The 19,543-nt window shown below is 49.3% G+C and carries 14 protein-coding genes; 7 read left to right on the plus strand and 7 right to left on the minus strand.

Annotated elements, in window-relative coordinates; genetic code table 11:
- Positions 1 to 310: 310 nt before the first annotated feature.
- The 5 genes from AC58QD_RS20140 to AC58QD_RS20160 are packed head-to-tail and all read left to right on the plus strand — an operon-like array spanning position 311 to position 9,119.
- Complete coding sequence (locus tag AC58QD_RS20140) at positions 311 to 682, plus strand: hypothetical protein (RefSeq protein WP_497336560.1); 372 nt, start codon at positions 311 to 313, stop codon at positions 680 to 682.
- 14 nt (positions 683 to 696) lie between these two features.
- Complete coding sequence (locus AC58QD_RS20145) at positions 697 to 1,173, plus strand: glycosyl hydrolase family 28-related protein (protein WP_497336562.1); 477 nt, start codon at positions 697 to 699, stop codon at positions 1,171 to 1,173.
- Positions 1,174 to 1,202: 29 nt separating this feature from the next.
- The gene (locus AC58QD_RS20150; protein WP_497336564.1) at positions 1,203 to 2,765 is read left to right on the plus strand and encodes a glycosyl hydrolase family 28-related protein; all 1,563 of its coding nucleotides are present in this window, start codon (positions 1,203 to 1,205) and stop codon (positions 2,763 to 2,765) included.
- A gap of 58 nt (positions 2,766 to 2,823) precedes the next feature.
- On the plus strand, positions 2,824 to 7,410 hold the full coding sequence (locus AC58QD_RS20155; protein WP_497336566.1) for an S-layer homology domain-containing protein: 4,587 nt from the start codon (positions 2,824 to 2,826) through the stop codon (positions 7,408 to 7,410).
- Positions 7,411 to 7,469: 59 nt separating this feature from the next.
- The gene (locus tag AC58QD_RS20160) at positions 7,470 to 9,119 is read left to right on the plus strand and encodes a hypothetical protein (protein ID WP_497336568.1); all 1,650 of its coding nucleotides are present in this window, start codon (positions 7,470 to 7,472) and stop codon (positions 9,117 to 9,119) included.
- A 152-nt stretch (positions 9,120 to 9,271) separates the two neighbouring features.
- Here AC58QD_RS20160 and AC58QD_RS20165 read toward each other — a convergent pair whose 3' ends face one another.
- The 7 genes from AC58QD_RS20165 to AC58QD_RS20195 all read right to left on the minus strand — a co-directional run bounded on the left by AC58QD_RS20165 (position 9,272) and on the right by AC58QD_RS20195 (position 16,399).
- Positions 9,272 to 10,156, minus strand: a complete 885-nt coding sequence (locus AC58QD_RS20165) for an AraC family transcriptional regulator (RefSeq protein WP_497336570.1) — start codon at positions 10,154 to 10,156, stop codon at positions 9,272 to 9,274.
- Positions 10,157 to 10,205: 49 nt separating this feature from the next.
- Positions 10,206 to 11,072 (minus strand): amidohydrolase family protein, encoded by an 867-nt coding sequence (locus tag AC58QD_RS20170; RefSeq protein ID WP_497336572.1) that lies wholly within the window; start codon positions 11,070 to 11,072, stop codon positions 10,206 to 10,208.
- Positions 11,073 to 11,076: 4 nt separating this feature from the next.
- Positions 11,077 to 11,916 (minus strand): sugar phosphate isomerase/epimerase family protein, encoded by an 840-nt coding sequence (locus AC58QD_RS20175; RefSeq protein ID WP_497336574.1) that lies wholly within the window; start codon positions 11,914 to 11,916, stop codon positions 11,077 to 11,079.
- On the minus strand, positions 11,913 to 12,896 hold the full coding sequence (locus AC58QD_RS20180; protein ID WP_497336577.1) for a Gfo/Idh/MocA family protein: 984 nt from the start codon (positions 12,894 to 12,896) through the stop codon (positions 11,913 to 11,915). The genes AC58QD_RS20175 and AC58QD_RS20180 overlap by 4 nt, the downstream gene beginning before the upstream one ends.
- Before the next feature lie 187 nt (positions 12,897 to 13,083).
- Entirely contained in the window at positions 13,084 to 13,869 is a 786-nt protein-coding gene (locus AC58QD_RS20185; RefSeq protein ID WP_497336579.1) for a helix-turn-helix domain-containing protein, read from the minus strand.
- Between the two features lie 43 nt (positions 13,870 to 13,912).
- On the minus strand, positions 13,913 to 16,009 hold the full coding sequence (locus AC58QD_RS20190; RefSeq protein WP_497336581.1) for a hypothetical protein: 2,097 nt from the start codon (positions 16,007 to 16,009) through the stop codon (positions 13,913 to 13,915).
- 162 nt (positions 16,010 to 16,171) lie between these two features.
- The gene (locus tag AC58QD_RS20195; RefSeq protein ID WP_497336583.1) at positions 16,172 to 16,399 is read right to left on the minus strand and encodes a hypothetical protein; all 228 of its coding nucleotides are present in this window, start codon (positions 16,397 to 16,399) and stop codon (positions 16,172 to 16,174) included.
- A gap of 230 nt (positions 16,400 to 16,629) precedes the next feature.
- Between AC58QD_RS20195 and AC58QD_RS20200 the strand changes: the two genes are divergently transcribed.
- Positions 16,630 to 17,937: an ABC transporter substrate-binding protein gene (locus tag AC58QD_RS20200; protein ID WP_497336585.1), complete on the plus strand. Its 1,308-nt coding sequence runs from the start codon at positions 16,630 to 16,632 to the stop codon at positions 17,935 to 17,937.
- Positions 17,938 to 18,216: 279 nt separating this feature from the next.
- Positions 18,217 to 19,461: a Gfo/Idh/MocA family protein gene (locus AC58QD_RS20205; protein ID WP_497336587.1), complete on the plus strand. Its 1,245-nt coding sequence runs from the start codon at positions 18,217 to 18,219 to the stop codon at positions 19,459 to 19,461.
- Positions 19,462 to 19,543 lie beyond the last annotated feature (82 nt).

A 19,543-nucleotide genomic window follows, 5' to 3' on the forward strand; every position in this document is an offset into this window, starting at 1 on the left:
TGGAGAGCACGGCAGCCGCTTTCGCATGTTCCGGAGTATCTCACATTCCTATTCGTTCGAGCAAGTCAATCTGGAATAACAAATGACAGGCAAACACGGCAATATACAAGAAGCAACCATTCCGGTTTGATGTTAACTTTGATGTTGTAAGCGCATTCCATTATTCTGTAAGGGCTTTTTTAGATGAAAGCAGGAAGAAGAGCACTTGTGAACGAAATGGCGTCGTTCGGAGCGACAGGGATATGCCGATCCGAAAACAGGAAAGGTTGCTATCTCTACGGATCAATGGAAGCGCTATTTTGAGACGATCGTGCCTTTGTTTACGGTTCCAGGCTATGACCCTACGAAGGAAATGATGGCAAGCGGCGAACAACTCAAATTGTTCGAGCAAGGGACTGCCGCCATGCTGATTGCCACCAACGCCTATGGCACGTTCAATCTTCCGAAATTGAATCTCAATTGGGACGTAGTAAGCCTTCCGGAAATGAGCGATCTTCGAGGAGTTGGATCACAGCCGGCGCCAGCTATGGATTCCAATCTGAAGAGAATCGCTGAAGGGCAGCTTTTAACGGCTTTCACTTCTGTCGTTACAAGTGAAAAAGATGTGAATACCGCGCTGCGAGAGGCGGAGGAAGCAACTAATCAAGCTTACCAGCAATTTTTGTCTCAAAAATCCAAATAAGGAGGAGAGGTTACATGGAAAACCAAACGCGTATCAGCAGAAGAAAGCTTCTGGCCGCAATTGGAATCGCAGGCACGGTCGTTGCAGTCAAGGGGGTGCTAAATGCCGCCCCTGTTTTAGGCATGGAAGAAACGGTCACGAATCGCGTGTACAACGAAGAGGACAGACTGAAACCCCGGCCGTTTGCCGAGCTGGACTGGCGTCATGTTAAGAGACTGGGGCTGAAGGGAGACGGGGCGGCCGACGATGCGCCGGCACTGCGAGGGTTTTTGCAGCTTGTTTCCCTGGAAGAGGCGACTCTTTACGTACCGAAAGGCATGTATCGGATCGCAAGCGATCTTGCTGTACCGTCGAATGTTCACTTCGTGATGGACAGAGGAGCGAAGTGGGCTCCGGATGCCGGAATTACGCTCACCTTTCATGGTTCGATCACGGCAGGCTCTTATCACATTTTTGCGGGGCAAGGCACCGTTTTGCAAAAATATCGATAAGGCAAACATTAGAAAGGGATGAGAATAAAATGATCTTTGATGTGATGCAATATGGAGCGGTTGGCGACGGAGTAACGGACGACACGGCTACTATTCAGAATGCGATCAATTCGGCTATCGCCGCCGGGGGCGGTATCGTCTATTTCCCGCCGGGAATGACGTATATGGTCTCGATGTTGAACATCCAGCACGGCTTAACCATCGACGGATATGGGGCAACAATCAAACGGCTCCCCAATCAAACCAAATGGACACGGACGTTTACGACTTACTACGGCACGTACCAGGGCTACAGAGGTCCGGAGGATTCGGCTCCTCTAATCATCAGGGGACTCACGCTCGACGGGAACCGGGCAAATCAGGGAAGCTACACCAATTACGAATTGGAGCAAGCGCATCTGGTGTTTCTGAGCGGACATCCTGCGGAAAAGGGAAAGCTGCGCGTCATTATCGAAGATTGTCTCTTCAAAGAATGCGTGGCGGATGCGGTCAGCGTCTGGAAAAATACGTCGGTGAAAATATCCAACTGTACGTCAGAAAACTGCTTTCGCGGCTCTGTGGTCGTTACAGGTGGGTATTCGGATGTCCAGGTGACGAATTTGAAAGCATACGGCGATGTGCACCCAACCGGTATCGACATCGAGGTAGACAGCGTCGGCTACGGATCATCGATGCGGACCGAGATCACGATGGACAATATTTATTTGGCTGGCGATTTCGATATCGCGATTAGAGGCGGCTCAACGTTTATTGGCTCGAAAATCATATGCAACAGCCCGCCGTTTAATTTGTATGCACTCGATTCCATGGTGAAAATATCCGATTCCGTCTTTCATGTCGGCGTCAGAACCGGTACAGCCAACCGGTTGTTTGCTCCGCATGATGTTACGTTTGAAAATTGCACGTTCTACGCGGACGATGCTTCTTCGGACCCTAGCGGGACGTGGGTGGCAGGAGACCACGAAATCGCCTGCATGAATGTTTATCCATACGGCCGTACGAACCAAACGTTAAAATTGCTCAACTGCGACTTTAAAGCGGCTGCCAGTGTGGTTCCAACCGATACGTTGTTCGCCGTTTATATGGAAGCCGATCTGCTTCAATCAAACAACCGGATTATTATGGACGGCTGTTCAGTGTCGAGCGTTTTCGATTTTGGTGTGCATATGAAGCAGGGCGGCAATATTACCGTCAAGAACTCAAGACTGGAAGCCAATACGAGCTTTAATCTCGGGCTTTCCGGGTATGGCTACGACTTCAATGTTGTGCTGGACGGGATTGAGGCGATAAATCCTGCGACTTTGCTCCAAATAGTGAGCAGCCTGCCCACCAGCAAATTGACCACGTCGAATGTAATGATAGATGAATCGTATAATGTGCTGAAGACGACATACGGGCTGAAAAACAACGTTTATGCCGGAGGACGAACGATACTGGGGAACAGTACGCCTATTGGACGCTCGGTTCCAGGGCTCTTGAACGACGTGTTTCGCCTGAAAAATCCGGTTCCCGGACAGCCATTTGAATGGATTTGTACGGACACGCATCATTTGGCTGCTACATGGAAGGTGAAAACAACGATCGGAGCATAATGATGATTGGTCGTATGTAAAGTATGAATTTGAAAATCAGTACGATGGAGGAAATATTATGCCAAAGGCATTTGTTAAAGGATTGTCACGATTTCTGTGCTTAGTGATATTTGTGGCTTGTTTACCGCAAATGGCATTCGCTGCAACAGCGATCGAAGAAGAAAGTGCAATATTCCTGGAGAATGAATATCTAAAACTTAAGATTGTTTCCCATGGCAAAGAGGGTGGGGTAAACAAGGGCGGAGTTATTTCAAGTCTTATCTATAAGCCTACCGGGCTTGACTTAACCGGTATGGTAAATGCGGACCGAGGAGGGTTGTTAAGGGAACGGATACCGCCGATTTCAGATTTATGGGCTGAGTTGACGTACGAAGCGGAAATAGTTGTAAATACTGAGGATAAGGTTACCGCTTTGGTTAAATCGATACCCTCCGAAAAAAGTAAAGGGGTAGAGACAAAGAAATACATCACGCTACGCAAAGGGAGCTCTTCAATAGAGACGAAGTGGGAAATTACTAATAATGGGAGTAAAAATTTCTCTATCACGCCGTGGCTTTGGAATAACGTGATCCCAGGTAAAACAGACGCAGCAAATTATTATTTCCCAACGAATAAGGAAGGCTTATTTAAAAATGCTCCGAGTTTATCTAAGCCGCCCACTCGTAATTGGCTTGGAGCAATAGACGAAAAAAATGGCATAAGTATTTCTTTTATTGCGGATTACAGTAAACTTGCCATGAATTACACGTGGTTGGGTCGTTCTGCCGGATATACGACGCAAGAATGGCTGTATACGACAATTGACTTGGCACCCGGTGAAAGTTGGGATACCACCTTTTATACGAATGTAGTGCCTTTGCAAAAAGAAAATGACCTTGCCTATGCATCGCCGGAAGTTACCGTTGGTATAAAGAAGTGGAAGGAATTGGAGGTAGGGAAAGAAAACACCCTTGACATTGCATTAAGTTCAGTTGAGGCTATAGGCGATGCGGAAATTGGGGTCGAAATAACAGGTCCTGACGGTTATACATTTACCGCGCCTGATAAATTTAACGTGAACCTCAGTAATGAAACCCCGGCTACGATTAATTGGACTTGGACGCCTCCTCAAGATGGGGTTTATCTACTGAAAGCCGGTCTATATAAAGGCGGAATAAAACAACCGTTAGGTCAATCCCTGCAAAATCCATCCCCCGATATTGAAATTCCATTGGTCGTAGGTACATACGCTGAGGATACGATTTTATTCCCTGCATGGCCTCGAAATAGCAGTGGAGGCGGGGAGTCCGAACAAAGGAAAATTTCCGGCGCTATCTTATCGAAAGAAACAGATATGGTTGTTTGGAGTGTACCCAGTTTAGAGAAAATATTTTTGGACGATATCGTGGATTTGGAAAATAGCCCGGTTATAGAACATGTAACGGTTGATTTGGCCAAGAGGGAACGAGAAGCCGTGCAGGTCGTGCTTTCTCCTGAGAAAGGTAAAGATTTTAACGGTTCCTATGTTACTTTTGGTGAATTTAAGAATGAAAAGGGGACTCTTTTACCTGAAGGAAGTCTAACTTATAATCCTGTAGGATATGTTCGCACAGAATTAGGTTCTCGTTTTGACCCTACAATACGTACAGGTTATTGGCCTGATCCCTTATTGGAGACCAAAAATTTTGATGTAAAAGGCGGACAGAATACGCCAATTTGGATTACGGTTTATGCTGCCCCCTATGTTGAAGAAGGTATTTACGAAGGCAATTTGACAATAAAGACTGACGCAGAGACAATCGTTACCCTGCCCATGAGCATCAAGGTGTGGTCTTTCTCGCTGCCTGAAACGCCTAAGCTTAAAACAGCTTTGGATATTAGAAATATACCTGTTGAGCAGATTGATTCATATATAGACAATTTCCTCGAACATAGGATTACTCCCAGAGTAGCATTGCGTTACCCTTCAGTTGCAAGCTTGAAACAGGATACTAATTTTGTTCAGTTCGATGCTAAAATGGGGAGTTTATTAAAAAAAGGCTTGAATACTATTAGTGTTGGCAGAGATCTATACACCGATCCGGAATTAGCCAAAAAGTTTGTTGAACACCTAAAGGCAAAGGGCTGGCTGGATATGGCCTATGTTTATTTGACGGATGAACCTACGGAAGAGACATTTCCCGCAGTGAAAGAGCTGGCAGCCAAATGGAAAGCTGTTGTGCCGGAATTGAAAATAATGATTACCACTTATCCAAAGGAAAAGCTGGTAGGTTCGGTAGACTTATGGACTGTTCCTGGAATGAATGATGACCCTGAAGAGGCAAAAAAGGCTTTGGAACGAGGCGAAGAGCTGTGGTGGTATCATACAGACCCTCTGCATCCGCAGGCTAATTTTTTAATCGATATGCCTGCAGTAGATGCGAGAGCGGCATTTTGGCAAAGTTGGCAAGGATTTTTAAATAAAGGCTATACAGGGTTTCTTTATGCGTGGTCTACGTGGGCTGGTAAGGAAGATCCCTGGAAAGTAACGGGTCCCTTCTTTTATAGAAATGGGCTCGAATCCCAGATTTACCCGAGTCCTAACGGTCCGGTAAATTCGATTCGCTGGGAAGTGATGAGGGATGGTGTAGAAGACTATGATTATTGTTCTCTGCTCTGGGATTTGTTGCAGAGGGTAGAGAAAGAAATGCCGGGAAAGGTAAAGAAAAAGGAAGTTGTAAAGGCAAAAAACCTTCTTGAATTTCCTGTCCCGTTAACCGATTACGTAGGGAAACAAAACATCGTTGAGGAAACGGAGAAGTGGAGAAAAGAGGTTGCGGAGTCTATCATTTCTATAACCGCTTTGTTGGAGACGGACACATACACGGCTATCTTCAACAGTAACGGAGGCAGTGAGGTCGATGATATCGATGTTCCTTCGAGCGGCAGCACAATCACAGCTCCGGCAGCGCCAACAAAAGAAGGGTATATATTTGAAGGTTGGTACAAGGAAGTTGGGTTGGAAAATAAATGGAATTTTGAAGCGGACATGGTGACTTCTGATATAACGTTGTATGCAAAGTGGATGGAAGGAGAAGCTCCTGGCGGTTCCACCATCCGTGCAAGCTATGACGGAAACAATATCGTTAGCGGTACCGTGGTTCTCGCCGGCAAAGAGCTGGTCATCACCGTTGTGGGGAAAGGCTCCGACTCCTATACCTACGCATGGAGCGGTGCGGGTACAAGCGGTCAAACTACGGATTCCATCACAATCAATCCCCTTGACCGCAAGGTGGATGCAACTGTTATGGTAACTGGTTTGAAACCTGAACCAACACCAACACCAACACCAACACCAACACCAACACCAACACCAACACCAACACCAACACCAACACCAACACCAACACCAACACCAACACCAACACCAACACCAACACCAACGCCAACACCAACACCAACACCAACGCCAAACCCGGTGTCTGAAACGAAGGTTGAGGAAGGTCAGGTAACTACAAAGATACCCGTAAAGGTCACAACAGACACAAACGGAAGGGCTGTTGCAGCTATATCCGAAACCCAGCTGGCTGATGCCATCGCAAAGGCAATAGCAGAAGCGGCAAAGCAGGGTGATCATACAGTAACAGCCATCAGAATTGAAGTAAGTGCGACTGCAGACAGCAAGGCAGCAGGTATTAGTTTACCGGCGGAAGCTTTGAAAAAATTCGTAGAAAGTAAAGCAGATACATTAATCATCTCCACATCCTTCGGAATCATGACCTTTGACAAAAAAGCCGTAGAAGGCATTTTCGCACAGGCAGCAGGTATTATTACAATCACAGCGGCAAAGGTCGAAGCATCAGAATTGACGGATGAAATCAGGGAGAAGGTCGGGGACAGACCTGTTGTGAGCTTTGATGTTACCGACAAGGAAAAGGAGATATCACAGCTTGGTGGTAAAGCGGAATTCACTATTCCGTATGTACTCAAAGCGGGTGAAAATCCAAATGCAATTGTAGCTTACAATATCAATGCGGTACGAAAATCAGAGGTTGTAACCAATTGCAAATATGATTCGACAGCCGGAACACTGACATTCAAGACAGTGGATGCCTCAAAGTTTGCAGTAGTATACAACAAGCTTGACTTTGCGGATGTAACAAAGAATGCGTACTACAACGATGCAGTTACGTTTGCTGCTGCAAGAGGAATCACCCTTGGAACAGGCAACGGGAACTTTGGTTCGAACGACAATGTAACCAGAGCACAAGCATTAGTCATGATCATGAGGGCATTTGGCATCAGTCCTAACACAAACGCTGATAACAATTTCAGTGATGCAGGGAATACCTATTACACAGGATACCTTGGGGCGGCAAAGAGGCAGGGAATATCTGTAGGCGTTGGCGATAACAGGTTTGCACCCGACAAAGAGGTGACAAGACAGGAATTGTTCGTATTGGTATACAATACGCTCAAGAGCATGAATGAATTGCCAATCGCTACTACAGCCAAAGACTTGGCGGACTTCAAGGATGCAGGTAATGTTGCCGATTATGCCAATAAAGCTGTTGAATTATTTGTAAAAACCGGAATCATCCTGGGGAGCAACGACACTATCATGCCGGACGATTCGGCAAGCAGGGCGCAGTTTGTGCAGATTCTTTATAACATTATGACTAAGTGATGCTTTTCGGTAAAAGTAGGGCGGGGCGCTGCTCCGCCGACAATGGAGGTAATGAACATATGAAACGAAAACTAACATGGCATATATGGGCGCTGGCACTGTCTATATTTTTGGTGTTGGGCGTGATGCCGGTTTCAGCGGCGGTAAATACGGTTGGACCGCTGGCGGGCGAGTCTCTAGCGACGGCATCTGGCTCTGCAACGGAGAACGATTGGTCTTGGATGACTGTGAACGGTACAAAAAACAACACCACTGTGATCTATTTTGCGGGCAGCGAGTGGTATGTGGTTGGATATAACGGCAGCGGTGTTGCGACTGCTCCCGATGCAATAACGCTTTTTTCAGTCAATGGATTTGGGGAAAACGCTAAATTTAATAATTCGACCGCCGGTGTGCAGAACCAATATATGACCAGCAATTTGAGGACGGAGTTAACAACAAGGACTCGATTCACCGCAATTGATGAACGGGAGAGGTCGGTGATGGCTAGTCGTTTATTGGATGGGCTGGCAGGTACACAGCCCACTGATCAATTATGGGCGTTGAGCACGGATGAAGCCAACTCTTTGAACACTGATTTACGAAAAGACAACACCGGTTGGGGGCTCCGGTCGGCGGGCGCCAACAATTACAGTACGATGATTGTCAACAAATTGAATCAAATTACCTCTACCTTTGTGACTTCCGCATTTGCGGTTCGCCCTGCTTTCCATTTGAATCTGGCGTCCGTCCTCTTCACATCTGCCGCTGAAGGTGGTAAACCAGCAACCGCAGGGCAGGAGCTGTCGGTTGCGGCTGCATCGGTTGGTAAGGCTAAATTGACGATGGTGGATCGTAATACAGACAATCTGAGCCTTACAGTGACACAGGAGGTCTACAATGGAATCGAGAGGAATACCTATGCCCCCGGTAATACAGTGGAAATTGCCTACAGCGATGCAAAAACCGCCGCAAACAAATATGTTTCTTGTGTGATTATGGACAGCAACGGCAGGATTACCCATTACGGTAAGTTGTCCGACCAAGCAAGCGGCACAGCCGCGTTTACTGTACCCGCCCTTGCGGACGGCAGTTACACCATCAAGCTGTTCAATGAGGAGTATAACGGCGATAAGAAAACGGACTATGCCAGTGAACCTGTCGAAATGATCATGAACGTAGAAAAGCCTATAGAAACAAGCTTCAACGTAACCTTGCCTACCGGTACGGGATACACGGCCGCTGTACAGAGCGGCAGCAGCAGTCCGGTGGACCGAGACGGCAGCTACAGCTTCAAGGTGGAGCTGGCTCCGGAATACAACCAGTCCGTTATTACTGTAAAAGCAAACAACAAGACCCTTACACTTGATGGCAACGGAGTGTTTACCATCAGCAATATTACGGAACACCAGATCGTCACAGTGACAGGCGTTAAGCAGAACACCACCGTCACGGCCACTGCCAAACTGAATATCCAAAAAGATGATGCAGGTTGGAGCGGTCATGGAAAGAGCTTCACGCTGAAACTGAGTACAGACGAAACGATAACAGCAAGAATGACCGGCACAGACGGAACGGTAAAGGCATCTGTCCCTAAAGGTACATGGAAGATATATGAAGGTTCAGCCTACACCGGCACGACAATCACAGTTGACAACACAGGCGGGACAGCGACGCTGAACTACTATACCGTCAAGTTCTCTGTTATTGATGCGGACAAATCAAAGTAAGGAAAAAAACTGAGGTTACTATTCCTAGCCGATTTGACCGGTCGATAGCCGGAATCGGCTAGGAATTAGGGCAAGTGAACCAGCTCGCCGAGCAAGCCTTGCTTCACCATTGTCGGTGAGAATTACGCCGTCATTTTACGAGAGCGGCAACACTATTCGTCCACATGTGTGTGCTGTTTGCGGTAGTCTGTTGCGCTCAAACCGGTTGTTTCTTTGAAGACACGGATAAACGAGCGCAAGGAGGAGAAGCCGACTTCGTAGGCAATTTCCACCACCGACATATCTGTGGCGCTGAGCAGGCCGGCTGCGCGGCGTACGCGCAACTGGTGCAAATATTCTAGAAAGTTTTTGCCAACGAGACGTTTGAACGCGTGGCGAAACGCATTCACACTGACGTCGAAATGCTGTGTAACGACTTCCAACGACAACTGTTCCTCCAGGAAATGCGTATTGACGTATTTGACATAATCCCATTCAGTCGGCTGCGCGGGAGAATGCTGCTCCATCGAGGTGAAGCCGGGATGGTGGCGAAAGTACAAGTAGATCGCTTCCAACAGTTTGAGACGCATAAACCCCTGCTTGCCCATCGGCTCGAGATCGGCGTTGTACTCGTTGTTCAATGCAGTCAACGCAGCGGCAATCGTTTCATAGGCGGCGGGTGCCAGCTCATAAAACGGAGTCATGTTGTCCGACAACTGGACAATCCATCTGCTGACTTCAGCGAAATCAGACTGGAACAGCAGCTGCATATCGAACATGACGCTAAACTTATGCAGACCGGGTTGGTTCTCATCGAATTCCAGCGCGTGCACATGATACGGGAGTAGCAAACAGATGCTGCCCGGCTGCAGGGGGTGCTTGACCCCATTGATGATCTCGGTTCCATGTCCGCAGGTAATCAGCGAAATTTCAACAAATTCATGATGAGTGTTTGGGTAGCCTATGGAGTTACGATAGTGCCGGATAAATAACGGCAGTTCGCCCTTGCGAAAAGTGTTCAGGCGCAAGTTGTCCAGAAAAACCGGAAACGTGGTCATACACATTCCTCCGCATCTTCCGATGAGATAATCCTTTGACCATATTGTATCAGGATAACGGAGCGAGCTTCAAGGCGTTGCCCGAGTATATTTTCGCAAGAACGTCGTCCGGCAGATTAAGCGACCCCAGCACTTCCTGGTGAACGTTATCGAAATAGTCGCGGCCGTACAAAATGCGGTCTTGGAATTCGAGTATAAACTCTCTAGCGAATTCCGGATCGCGGCTGAATGCTTTCGCTCCCGAGCCTGCGGATATATCGCAATACAGGTTCGGGTATTTGCGCAGCATTTCGCCAACTTTGCCGCCCGACTGGACTTTTCCTGTCGGATAGGCGACTTTGTCGTACTTGTCGTCGCCGGATATATGGGCCCAGAAACCGGGAGCATGACCGAGGAAATACGTGTCCGGACAAGCCTTGACAACACGCTCGAAGGCGTCGATGCCGCCGCCGTACCACCAGTTCGGGCGAGGATACGTCGAACCTGTAGCGAACTCGTAGTCGATATGTACCGTAACCGGCAGCCCTTTCTCCCCGCAGAAACGGAATAGCCGGATCGCGTCCGGATTGTCGTACATCATGCGCAGCTTGATCTCGCCATACACGCGGACGCCGTACAGCCGGATCGCATGATCGAGTTTGTCGATCGCATCAGGACGGCGCGGATCGGGCGCGTAGCCCAAAATGAATTTGTCCGGATACCGCTCCGCATACCGGACGCAGCGGCGGAACGATATCGGGCCGTCCGGCAGCGATGCGTCGGGGACGAGTTTTTTGTACGCTGGGCTGTATTCGTCATCCGGGCATTCCCAGCTAAGCAGCCAGGTTTTGTCGATGTTGTATTGCTTCATGTTGTCCAAATACTGTTCGATATTGTACCCATACCAGTCCGGATGATTATGGCAGTCGATAATCATGGAGCTAATCCACCGCCAATCCGGCGTCGGCCAGCAGCTTCAAGAGCTCGCTGCGCGCCTCGGCGATGCGGCGATCTTGCTCGTCGGCCGGCAGCGTGCCGGCGACGAGCTCGACGACGACCGGGCCGGCGAACCCGTTCGCGCCCAGAGTGCGGAAAATCGCGGCAAAATCGACGTTTCCCTTGCCCGGGATCGGGAAGTCGACGTTTCCACGCGCGCCGCGATGATCTTTGGCGACGATCGACACGGTCTGATCCGCAATCGCCAAAAAGTCTTCAGCCGAGTTAATGCCCTCGTAATAGCTCACATTGCCCGGATCGTAAGACACGCGAACCGCAGGCGAACTGATCGACGCTAGCGTACGCCTCAGCACGTCGGCCGTGGCCGTGTTGCCAGTATGCGGCTTCAGCGTTACGGTTACGCCTGCACGCTCCGCTTCAGCGCCCACTAGCCGCAGCTGCGCCGCAAATTCCTCGTCGTCGGCCCTACGCTTTTCCTCGTTATGCAGTTCATCCGGAAATTGGTGATAGCCCCATGTGCCGAGGCTGATTACCTCGTTCGCACCGACCAGCCGCGCGAACGCGAACAGGCGTGCCGCGCGTTCGATCGGCTGCCCTGGAGCGATCCAGGACGTGCCGACGAGCATCGCCGCTTTCAGCCCGAACCGCTCCAACTGACGGACGATCGCCTCGGCTTCCGCTTCGTCTCCACGCTCCGGCACTAGCTTGCCTTCATGCGGCAGGCCGAAGGCTACGTAGCGGTAGCCCGCGCCGGCTATCCCTTGCAGCGCGCGCTCGAAGGAGTATTCTTTGTAAGGCCATGTCATGCAAGCGAGCTTGATCATACCTCTACCTTCACGCCTTCGGCCGCATAAGCCGCCCAGATCGTCCGATGCGATTGCAACGCGTTCTGGCCGCTCGTCAGCGGCTCGCGGTCTTCGGCGATGCTCGCGAGGAAATGCTCGATCTCGTATTTTACGTTGCCGGACTTCGTCGGATTCGCTTCTCCCTTATACACAATCTCCGTACCTTTTCCCGTCACCGCCGTAATCTGCAGACAATCCCGTGAAATCGCCAGCAGCCCCTCGGTCGTATGGATATGGAACAGTGCGGGCGGCGCGGCATGGCGGATTCCCCAACTGCAGCTTACATGGCCGAGCGTTCCGTTCTCGAACAAAATCGTCGCATGCGACGTTCCTTCGCCCTCCATCCACTCTGTCCCTGCGTGCGTGCCAAGCGAGGTAACCCGATCCGGCTTGCCGAAAAACCAAAGCATCAGATCGACGTAATGGCAGCCGTGGCTAAACAGAACACCGCCGCCCAGCGTGTCTTTCCGCGAAAACCAGCTGCCTGGGCTCGGTGGCAAATACGCTTCGATCCAGCAATTCGCATTGATCGGCTTGCCGTATGCTCCACTGTCCAGCACTTCCTTCAGACGGACGATCCCCGGCACATAGCGCATGACATAGGCGACCATCAGCTTCACATTGTTCTCCTCGGCGGCACGAATAAGCTGGAGGCATTCCTCCTCCGAGTTCGCGAGCGGCTTTTCGACAAGCACATGCTTGCCTGCCGCAATCGCTTGCATCGCTTGCGGCGCATGAAGATGATGGGGCGTACACAAGCTCACCGCATCAATGTCATCGATGATCGTCGTCCAATCCGTCGTATACCCGCAGCCAAGCTCCGAGGCAATCGCTTTCGCCTTCGCTTCGTCAAGATCGACAACCCAGCGCAAATCCGCCTGCTCCGACTCGTGAAATGCATGAGCATGCCCTGATCCCATTCTTAACCCGACAACCGCTGTTCGTATTTTCTTCGTCATTTGTATTTCCTCCTCCTGTTTGGGTGTGGTGCGCACCTGACCTCATCATAGCCGGAAACGGTTCAAACCACTCAACCTTCGATAATAAGATAGAAAGTGTTTACGCTCGTACTTTCCCATTTTAGAAGATGACGGTCGTCCCTATCTATGAAATGTGAATCACAAAGTTGTATATTCGGCTCATCTGCTACATCTGTTTCGTCTGTCTGAATCGTTTGGGAGTCATATGCATTCTGTTTTTGAAAAAAGACTGAAAGTGGGATTGATCGCTAAAGCCGAGAGATTCGGCAATCCAACCGATATTCAGATCCGAGTAGAGCAGCCATTCACAAGCTTTTTGCAGCCGAATGCGGCGGTAACATTCCATAACGCTGCATCCTAGTTGCTGTTGGGTGAGTCGTTGAACTTGCGCGCGGCTGTACGACATCCGATCGGCGATTTCCTGCAGCGTCAAAGGCGTGGCAAGGTGATTTTCCAATAAAGCTCTCAATTGCTGTTGAAAGACGGAAGAATGATCCTTCTGTCTCATGAAAGCCAGGACGATCGCGTCCAGTCGTTGAGCGGCATACAACTGATCCTGAAGGGTGAGCAAATCTCCCATGTCTGCGAATTCCGCAGCCGCTTGCAGCATGTTACATTGATGCCAGATGGAAATGGATTTTGCCTGCTTTCCCAGGAGGGTAACTAATCCTCGCTCGTCTTGCTGAGTTCGGAAGTTGATCGCCATTTGGCTAAAGCCCGTCTCCGTATAAGCACTGCGGGGATGATAAGCCGGGATCAGATACATATCGGACGATTTAAACGTATATTCTTTATTCTGATGAATGACATTGATACTGCCTTTCGTCACTATAAATAATTCGAATTGAGGGTTCAGACTTGGCTCGCTACTCCATCCGGGCTTTCTGTTCCGCAGACTGACTACTTCATACGGCGGCAGCAAGTTGATCAGAAATAAATCGTTCACGTTCATTTTGCTCTCCCTGGCTGCGGTCGGTGCTCTGCTTATGGCTTTATCAAAGAGACAGCAAATCAATTACTTCCGATGTTGGCTTTAACTTTAGATTTACATCCAAGTTAGTATAATGCGGCAAATCAACAAGAGTCCCGGCAGCATTCCTCGTCTCAAACTGCATGTTTGTTGTTCCTTTTCTAGTTACTACGTTGTACACATTTGTATCAGAGTTTTCTTGTTGTATCGAGAACTGCATGGAGTATAAGTTACGTATTTCAGATGTAGAAAAGGCATCAAACTTATAAACACCTGTTGATGGTTTAGAGAAAGCAAAAGGTCTACCAAACAGTTCTGTAGTTGTTATGGCAAGCGCTGAGCCAGACACGTAGTATTTAGCAACAGCATCCAGAGGGAAGCTCACATCCGTTCTGTTAAAAGTGCCAAGTATGGAGTCCATATAGAAAACCTTCACATTACTTGCATCAGCTGTCACAGGCAAAGTTAGTGAACCTGTTGAATTTACACCATCTAATAACATCATTAGGTTAGATGTAGTAGCATTATGATATTCAAGTAGTTTATTTGCGACAGGCTTCAACCCCTTTAACTTCATACACGTTGGTGATCCAGTTGAAAAAATAAAGGTGTTTATAGTATTTAACTCAGAATAGTCCTCATGTTCGATACAAATTGATCGTAATCTAGGATAATTTCCAACATTCAAGAATTGTCGGTACATGTAAATGATACCGTTTGTAATATACTTGTTATTGTAGAATCGATACTGACCCTTATCGTTGTACGTGTAATTCTGAAGTACAAACATAACCGTTCGCCCGTTGATATTGAACACGTTGTCGTGAATTTTTGCAGAATGACACGCAATACGTAATGTTCCATTAGACAAGCTTTGAGTAACACCTGCGGCGCAAGTTACATGAAACTCGTTGTCATGTACGTGATGATTACCACCCCACATCCACAACGTGATATGCTCTACGGTTGTGATGTCGTGATAAATCTTATTTGCAAAGAACTCAATTACAGTATTCTTGTCACCCACATAGCCTGCTGCGTGCACAGGATTTGAAATATTGACAAAGCCGTAAATTAGATTTGAGTGTACTACTAATTTTTCAACGCCGTAACGAGCACTTTGATCAGACTCAACATGCAATGGAGCGCCTGGAACAGCACTCCCGCTTGTTACAGTTGACATATCCGCACGGTTCTTGCCAATATGATTTAGGTAAATGTTACCAACAACTGCACCAGTCACAGTCAAACCGCCACGACCTGTGTAGTCAAAGAAATTTGTGTGTACATTCACTGCGCACGGGTTTTCATCACTGTTAGTAGTCTGATTGCTGTGCAATGTAAACCCATCGCCGATAAACCCTACAAAACTATTCCCGTACACATCAGCTCGCTTACAACCGTAAACAGTAACACCGAAATTAAATTCTGTTGTTGTGGTGGTAGATTTCTTTATACCTTCGAATGTAATACCGCTAATTTTAATGTAGTCCATATTCTGAATAGCAAAGTTTCCTGAAACTTTGTTTCGACAGTAGACTTTCGCCCCAAATCCTACCCACATCAATGATTTAGACCAATATCCATTGATAAACCACGGAGCGCTGACGTTATAAATGTAATTACCTGCGGACCAATTGAGTTCTCGATTATTATTCAAAGCATAAAGAATCGCGTTTTTTAAACCCGCTGTATCGTCATTTGCAAGTACGGTCTTGTCAGCATCAGCATAGTATGTGTCCGTTGCTTCATCGTAATAATTAGCGTTCCCAACAACACCCTCAAAATCTTTTACATGAATGCAGTCATGAAATAACTTGTCTGTGAGTGATCTGTCAGCAGCATCAGATATCGGTGCCTTGTAGGAAATAGAACTCGCTGAATGCGGATTCCCAGTCACACCAAGACCTGCTGGCCCTTTGCGGCCATATACTTCCCCGGTCACCGATTCTCCGGCCGCAAACGACGTGCCTATCGTTCCTCCGATCACGCTGCCCGCGGCTAAAAATGCCCCAGCCAGACCTAGCGACGACAACATCGCCCTTCTCGTGAGCAACGGCGGGTTGCCACCGGTATCCAAACCCTTATCTTCCAGTATTTCATCCATTTTTCGCCGTTCCATCAAGTATGCTGCCTCCCGCTTCAATTTGATTTTTCAAGTTGGTAATCGCTTTTATACCGGCATGCGATATGTAAGCGATTACAGGCATTATAGACGGTTCTTTTCAGAAAAACTCGCCAAAATCGATCGTTTGATGAGACAGAAAATGTATTTTCGCCGCCGCTAAACGGGCATCGCGTGCAACCTGCGGAACTTCGAGGGATTCATCCGCGCATATTTCGTAAACATGCGGCTGAACTGGACGGGATGCATGTTTAACAGCTTGGCGACGCCGCGCATTAGAATATTATGCTTGCTTATACTGGATAGGTACATGTAATCCAGGTAAGGCTGCATGCTGACATTGTCCCGTTCGGTCAATAGCGGAACGGGTGCCAACTCCCATTCCATTCCGTATACCGTTCCGGTGTGTTGTACGCAGAGCCCAATCCCATCCGCATCGCCAATGTTGGTTCTTCAACGAAAACATTTTTTTGTCTCATCAAATGATCGATTTTGGCGAGTTTTTCCGAAAAGAACCGTCTACAATGGCCGTAATCGCTTAAATTTCAAATACCGGTATAGAAGCGATTACCAACTTGAAAGGTGTTTTTAAACCAAAAAACGAAAGGGTGTCATTCATGCTGAAGAGATTGATTGCGCTCGGAGTGGCGGGACTGCTGCTCATACTCGCCGCCTGCTCCGTATCGGGCACGCCGGATGCTGGCAAAGTGGCTGAGGGGACTCCTGCCCAGCAAGAGAAAAAAGAACCGATCACGCTTTACTTTTACAACGTTGGCAACAACTTCAACGCCGAAGGCTACTTCGAAGAAAAGTTCGGCAAAGCGATCAAGGAGAAATTCCCTCACATTACTCCAGTGCTGATCCCTACCACGAGCGGAGCGCTCGATAAGCTGATCGTGTCGAACCAGCCGATCGACGTCATTTTCGCCTCGTCCGGCCTCGTCTACAACACGGTCTTTCAGAACAACATGCAGTACGATATCGAACCGCTCGTCAAAAAATACAAGACGGATTTAAGCCGCTTCGATCCGCCGACGCTCGAGATGATCCGGCAAATGAGCGGCGGCAAGCTGTACGCGCTGCCGTTCGACAACGCAGCTTCCGTCATTTACTACAACAAAGACTTGTTCGACAAGTTCGGCATCCCCTACCCGAAGGATGGCATGACCTGGGACGAGCTATACAACTTGTCGGTCAGGCTGACGCGCAACGAAGGCGGCGTCCAATATTACGGCTTCACGACTTCGCCGAATCATTACTTTTTGCGCAACCAAATGTCGCTCAACCTCGTCGATCCGCAAACGCTGCAAGTGTCGCTGACGAACGACAACGTCAAAAGCCTCATGAACAACATCGCCCGCTTTTATCAAATTCCCGGCTTCAATCCGGATGCGTTAAAGATGGACGGCCAGACCAAAATGTTTTTCCAGGATCAAGTGTCGGCGATGTGGACGCCGGTGGCCGGTCTGCACGTCGAGAAACAACTGGAACCGCTTAATTGGGATATCGTCTCATACCCGACGATGAACGGTTTCGGACCACAGCCTTATCCGGTCTCCATGTACCTGAGCGTCGGCAGCAAATACAAGGACGACGCGTACCAGGTGATGGACTTCTTGTCCACCGAGGCTTTTCTGACGGAAAAGGCGAAGACGGCGACGTTCATCCCGTCGTTGAACAGCGCTAACATTGCGAAAGTATTCGGCCAGGACTCCCCGCTGTACAAAGGGCGCAATGTCGCCGCGATCCCATTGAAAAATATGGCAAAGGCGTCTCCCCAGAGCAAATATTACTCGGCGGCGACGACGCAGCTTGGCACTAACGCTCTGCGTGGCATCCTGTTCGGGGGCAAGGATATCAACACCGCGCTGCGCGAGGCAGAGGAAGCAGTGAAGAAAACGATCGAGGAGGATAAGAACAAGTAAGCTTCGGAGGCCGATGATCGGCGGAAGCGGTTTGAACGGAAAGCGAAAACAAACATACCGGAATGGTACCCGGAAACGGGCTCCGGCCGGTATGTTTGTTCTTTCGGGCGGAAGGGCTTATTCCTAGCCGATTTGACCGGTCGATAGCCGGAATTGGCTAGGAATTAGGGCAACACCCATGGCAATCGCTTACGAAACTGAACCCAAGCAGAATAAAGACAGGGGAGAGCGAATATGTAACTTGGTCAATTTGGTCAAAACAGGAGATGAAACAGGAAAATGAGTAGCGGTTTGAAAACGGTTAAAATCGGTTTTATCGGGCTTGGCGGACGCGGAAGAGGGCTGCTTGGCAATCTTCTCGACATGGAGGACGTGGAAGTAACCGCCGTCTGCGATTTGTACGAGGAGCGGCTGCAGCTTGCGCTGGGGCAATTCGAGCGCGCGGGTCGGCCGAAAGCGGATGTTTACGCCGACTATAAGGAACTGCTTGCCCGCGAAGACATCGAGGGCGTGATTATCGCGACGACGTGGATTACGCATGCCGAGATTGCGATTGCGGCGATGAAGGCGGGCAAATACGCCGGTATCGAAGTGGGCGGAGCCGCTTCCTTGGAAGAATGCTGGGAGCTCGTCCGCACCTCGGAGCAGACCGGGATGCCGTGCATGCTGCTGGAAAACTGCTGCTACGGCCGCGACGAGCTTGCGGTATTCCATATGGTGAAGCAGGGCTTGCTCGGCGAGCTGATTCACTGCGCATGCGGCTATGAGCATGACTTGCGCGACGAAGTCGTTTTGGGCCTGCAAACGAAGCATAACCGCTACCACAATTATTTGCACCGCAACGGTGAGCTTTATCCGATTCACGGGCTCGGCCCGGTTTCGAAGACGCTCGGCGTCAACCGGGGCAATCGGCTCGTATCGCTGACATCGATGGCGTCCAAAGCCCGCGGGATCAAGCAGTGGGCTGCGGCGCAATTCGGAGAAAATGATCCGCTGGCCAAGACGGAATTCGCCCAAGGCGATATCGTGACGACGATGATCAAATGTGCCGGTGGCGAAACGATCCAGATTACCCACGACACGACGCTGCCGCGTCCGTACTCGAGAGCGGGGCGGGTGCAGGGCACCAAAGGAATCTGGATGGAGGACAATAACTCGATCCATATCGAGGGCAGAAGCCCGGCGCATACGTGGGAGTCGTTCAACGCCTACCGCGAGCAATACGAGCATCCGATTTGGAAAGAATATTTGCAAATGGGCGTTCGCGGCGGGCATGGCGGGATGGACTATTTGGTGCTTCGCGCCTTCCTGGAAAGTGTGATGAATCGGACGCATACGCCGATCGACGTGTACGATACGGCGGTATGGATGGCGATCACCGTATTGTCCGAGGAGTCGATCGCGCTCGGCAGCGCGCCGGTCAGCATCCCGGATTTCACCAAAGGCAAATGGATCAAGCGGGAAGCGGCGCCTGCAAGCCGTTATTCGCTTGATTCGATTGAAAAAGAGATGTTTGCTCTATAGTTTTGCCGCCCTTCGCTTTATGAGCGGAGGGCTTTTTTTGCCACAAGTATATTCTCCGCTGAGCGTTCCACTTCCCGGTAAA

Source organism: Paenibacillus sp. J2R1T-4, from assembly GCF_059692235.1.

Excerpts from the sequence above, each read along its gene's own strand:
- AC58QD_RS20145 (WP_497336562.1), top strand. The coding sequence starts at position 697 with ATGGAAAACCAAACGCGTATCAGCAGAAGAAAGCTTCTGGCCGCAATT.
- AC58QD_RS20150 (WP_497336564.1), top strand. The coding sequence starts at position 1,203 with ATGATCTTTGATGTGATGCAATATGGAGCGGTTGGCGACGGAGTAACG.
- AC58QD_RS20155 (WP_497336566.1), top strand. The coding sequence starts at position 2,824 with ATGCCAAAGGCATTTGTTAAAGGATTGTCACGATTTCTGTGCTTAGTG.
- AC58QD_RS20160 (WP_497336568.1), top strand. The coding sequence starts at position 7,470 with ATGAAACGAAAACTAACATGGCATATATGGGCGCTGGCACTGTCTATA.
- AC58QD_RS20165 (WP_497336570.1), bottom strand. The coding sequence starts at position 10,156 with ATGACCACGTTTCCGGTTTTTCTGGACAACTTGCGCCTGAACACTTTT.
- AC58QD_RS20170 (WP_497336572.1), bottom strand. The coding sequence starts at position 11,072 with ATGATTATCGACTGCCATAATCATCCGGACTGGTATGGGTACAATATC.
- AC58QD_RS20175 (WP_497336574.1), bottom strand. The coding sequence starts at position 11,916 with ATGATCAAGCTCGCTTGCATGACATGGCCTTACAAAGAATACTCCTTC.
- AC58QD_RS20180 (WP_497336577.1), bottom strand. The coding sequence starts at position 12,896 with ATGACGAAGAAAATACGAACAGCGGTTGTCGGGTTAAGAATGGGATCA.
- AC58QD_RS20185 (WP_497336579.1), bottom strand. The coding sequence starts at position 13,869 with ATGAACGTGAACGATTTATTTCTGATCAACTTGCTGCCGCCGTATGAA.
- AC58QD_RS20190 (WP_497336581.1), bottom strand. The coding sequence starts at position 16,009 with ATGGAACGGCGAAAAATGGATGAAATACTGGAAGATAAGGGTTTGGAT.
- AC58QD_RS20195 (WP_497336583.1), bottom strand. The coding sequence starts at position 16,399 with ATGGAATGGGAGTTGGCACCCGTTCCGCTATTGACCGAACGGGACAAT.
- AC58QD_RS20200 (WP_497336585.1), top strand. The coding sequence starts at position 16,630 with ATGCTGAAGAGATTGATTGCGCTCGGAGTGGCGGGACTGCTGCTCATA.
- AC58QD_RS20205 (WP_497336587.1), top strand. The coding sequence starts at position 18,217 with ATGAGTAGCGGTTTGAAAACGGTTAAAATCGGTTTTATCGGGCTTGGC.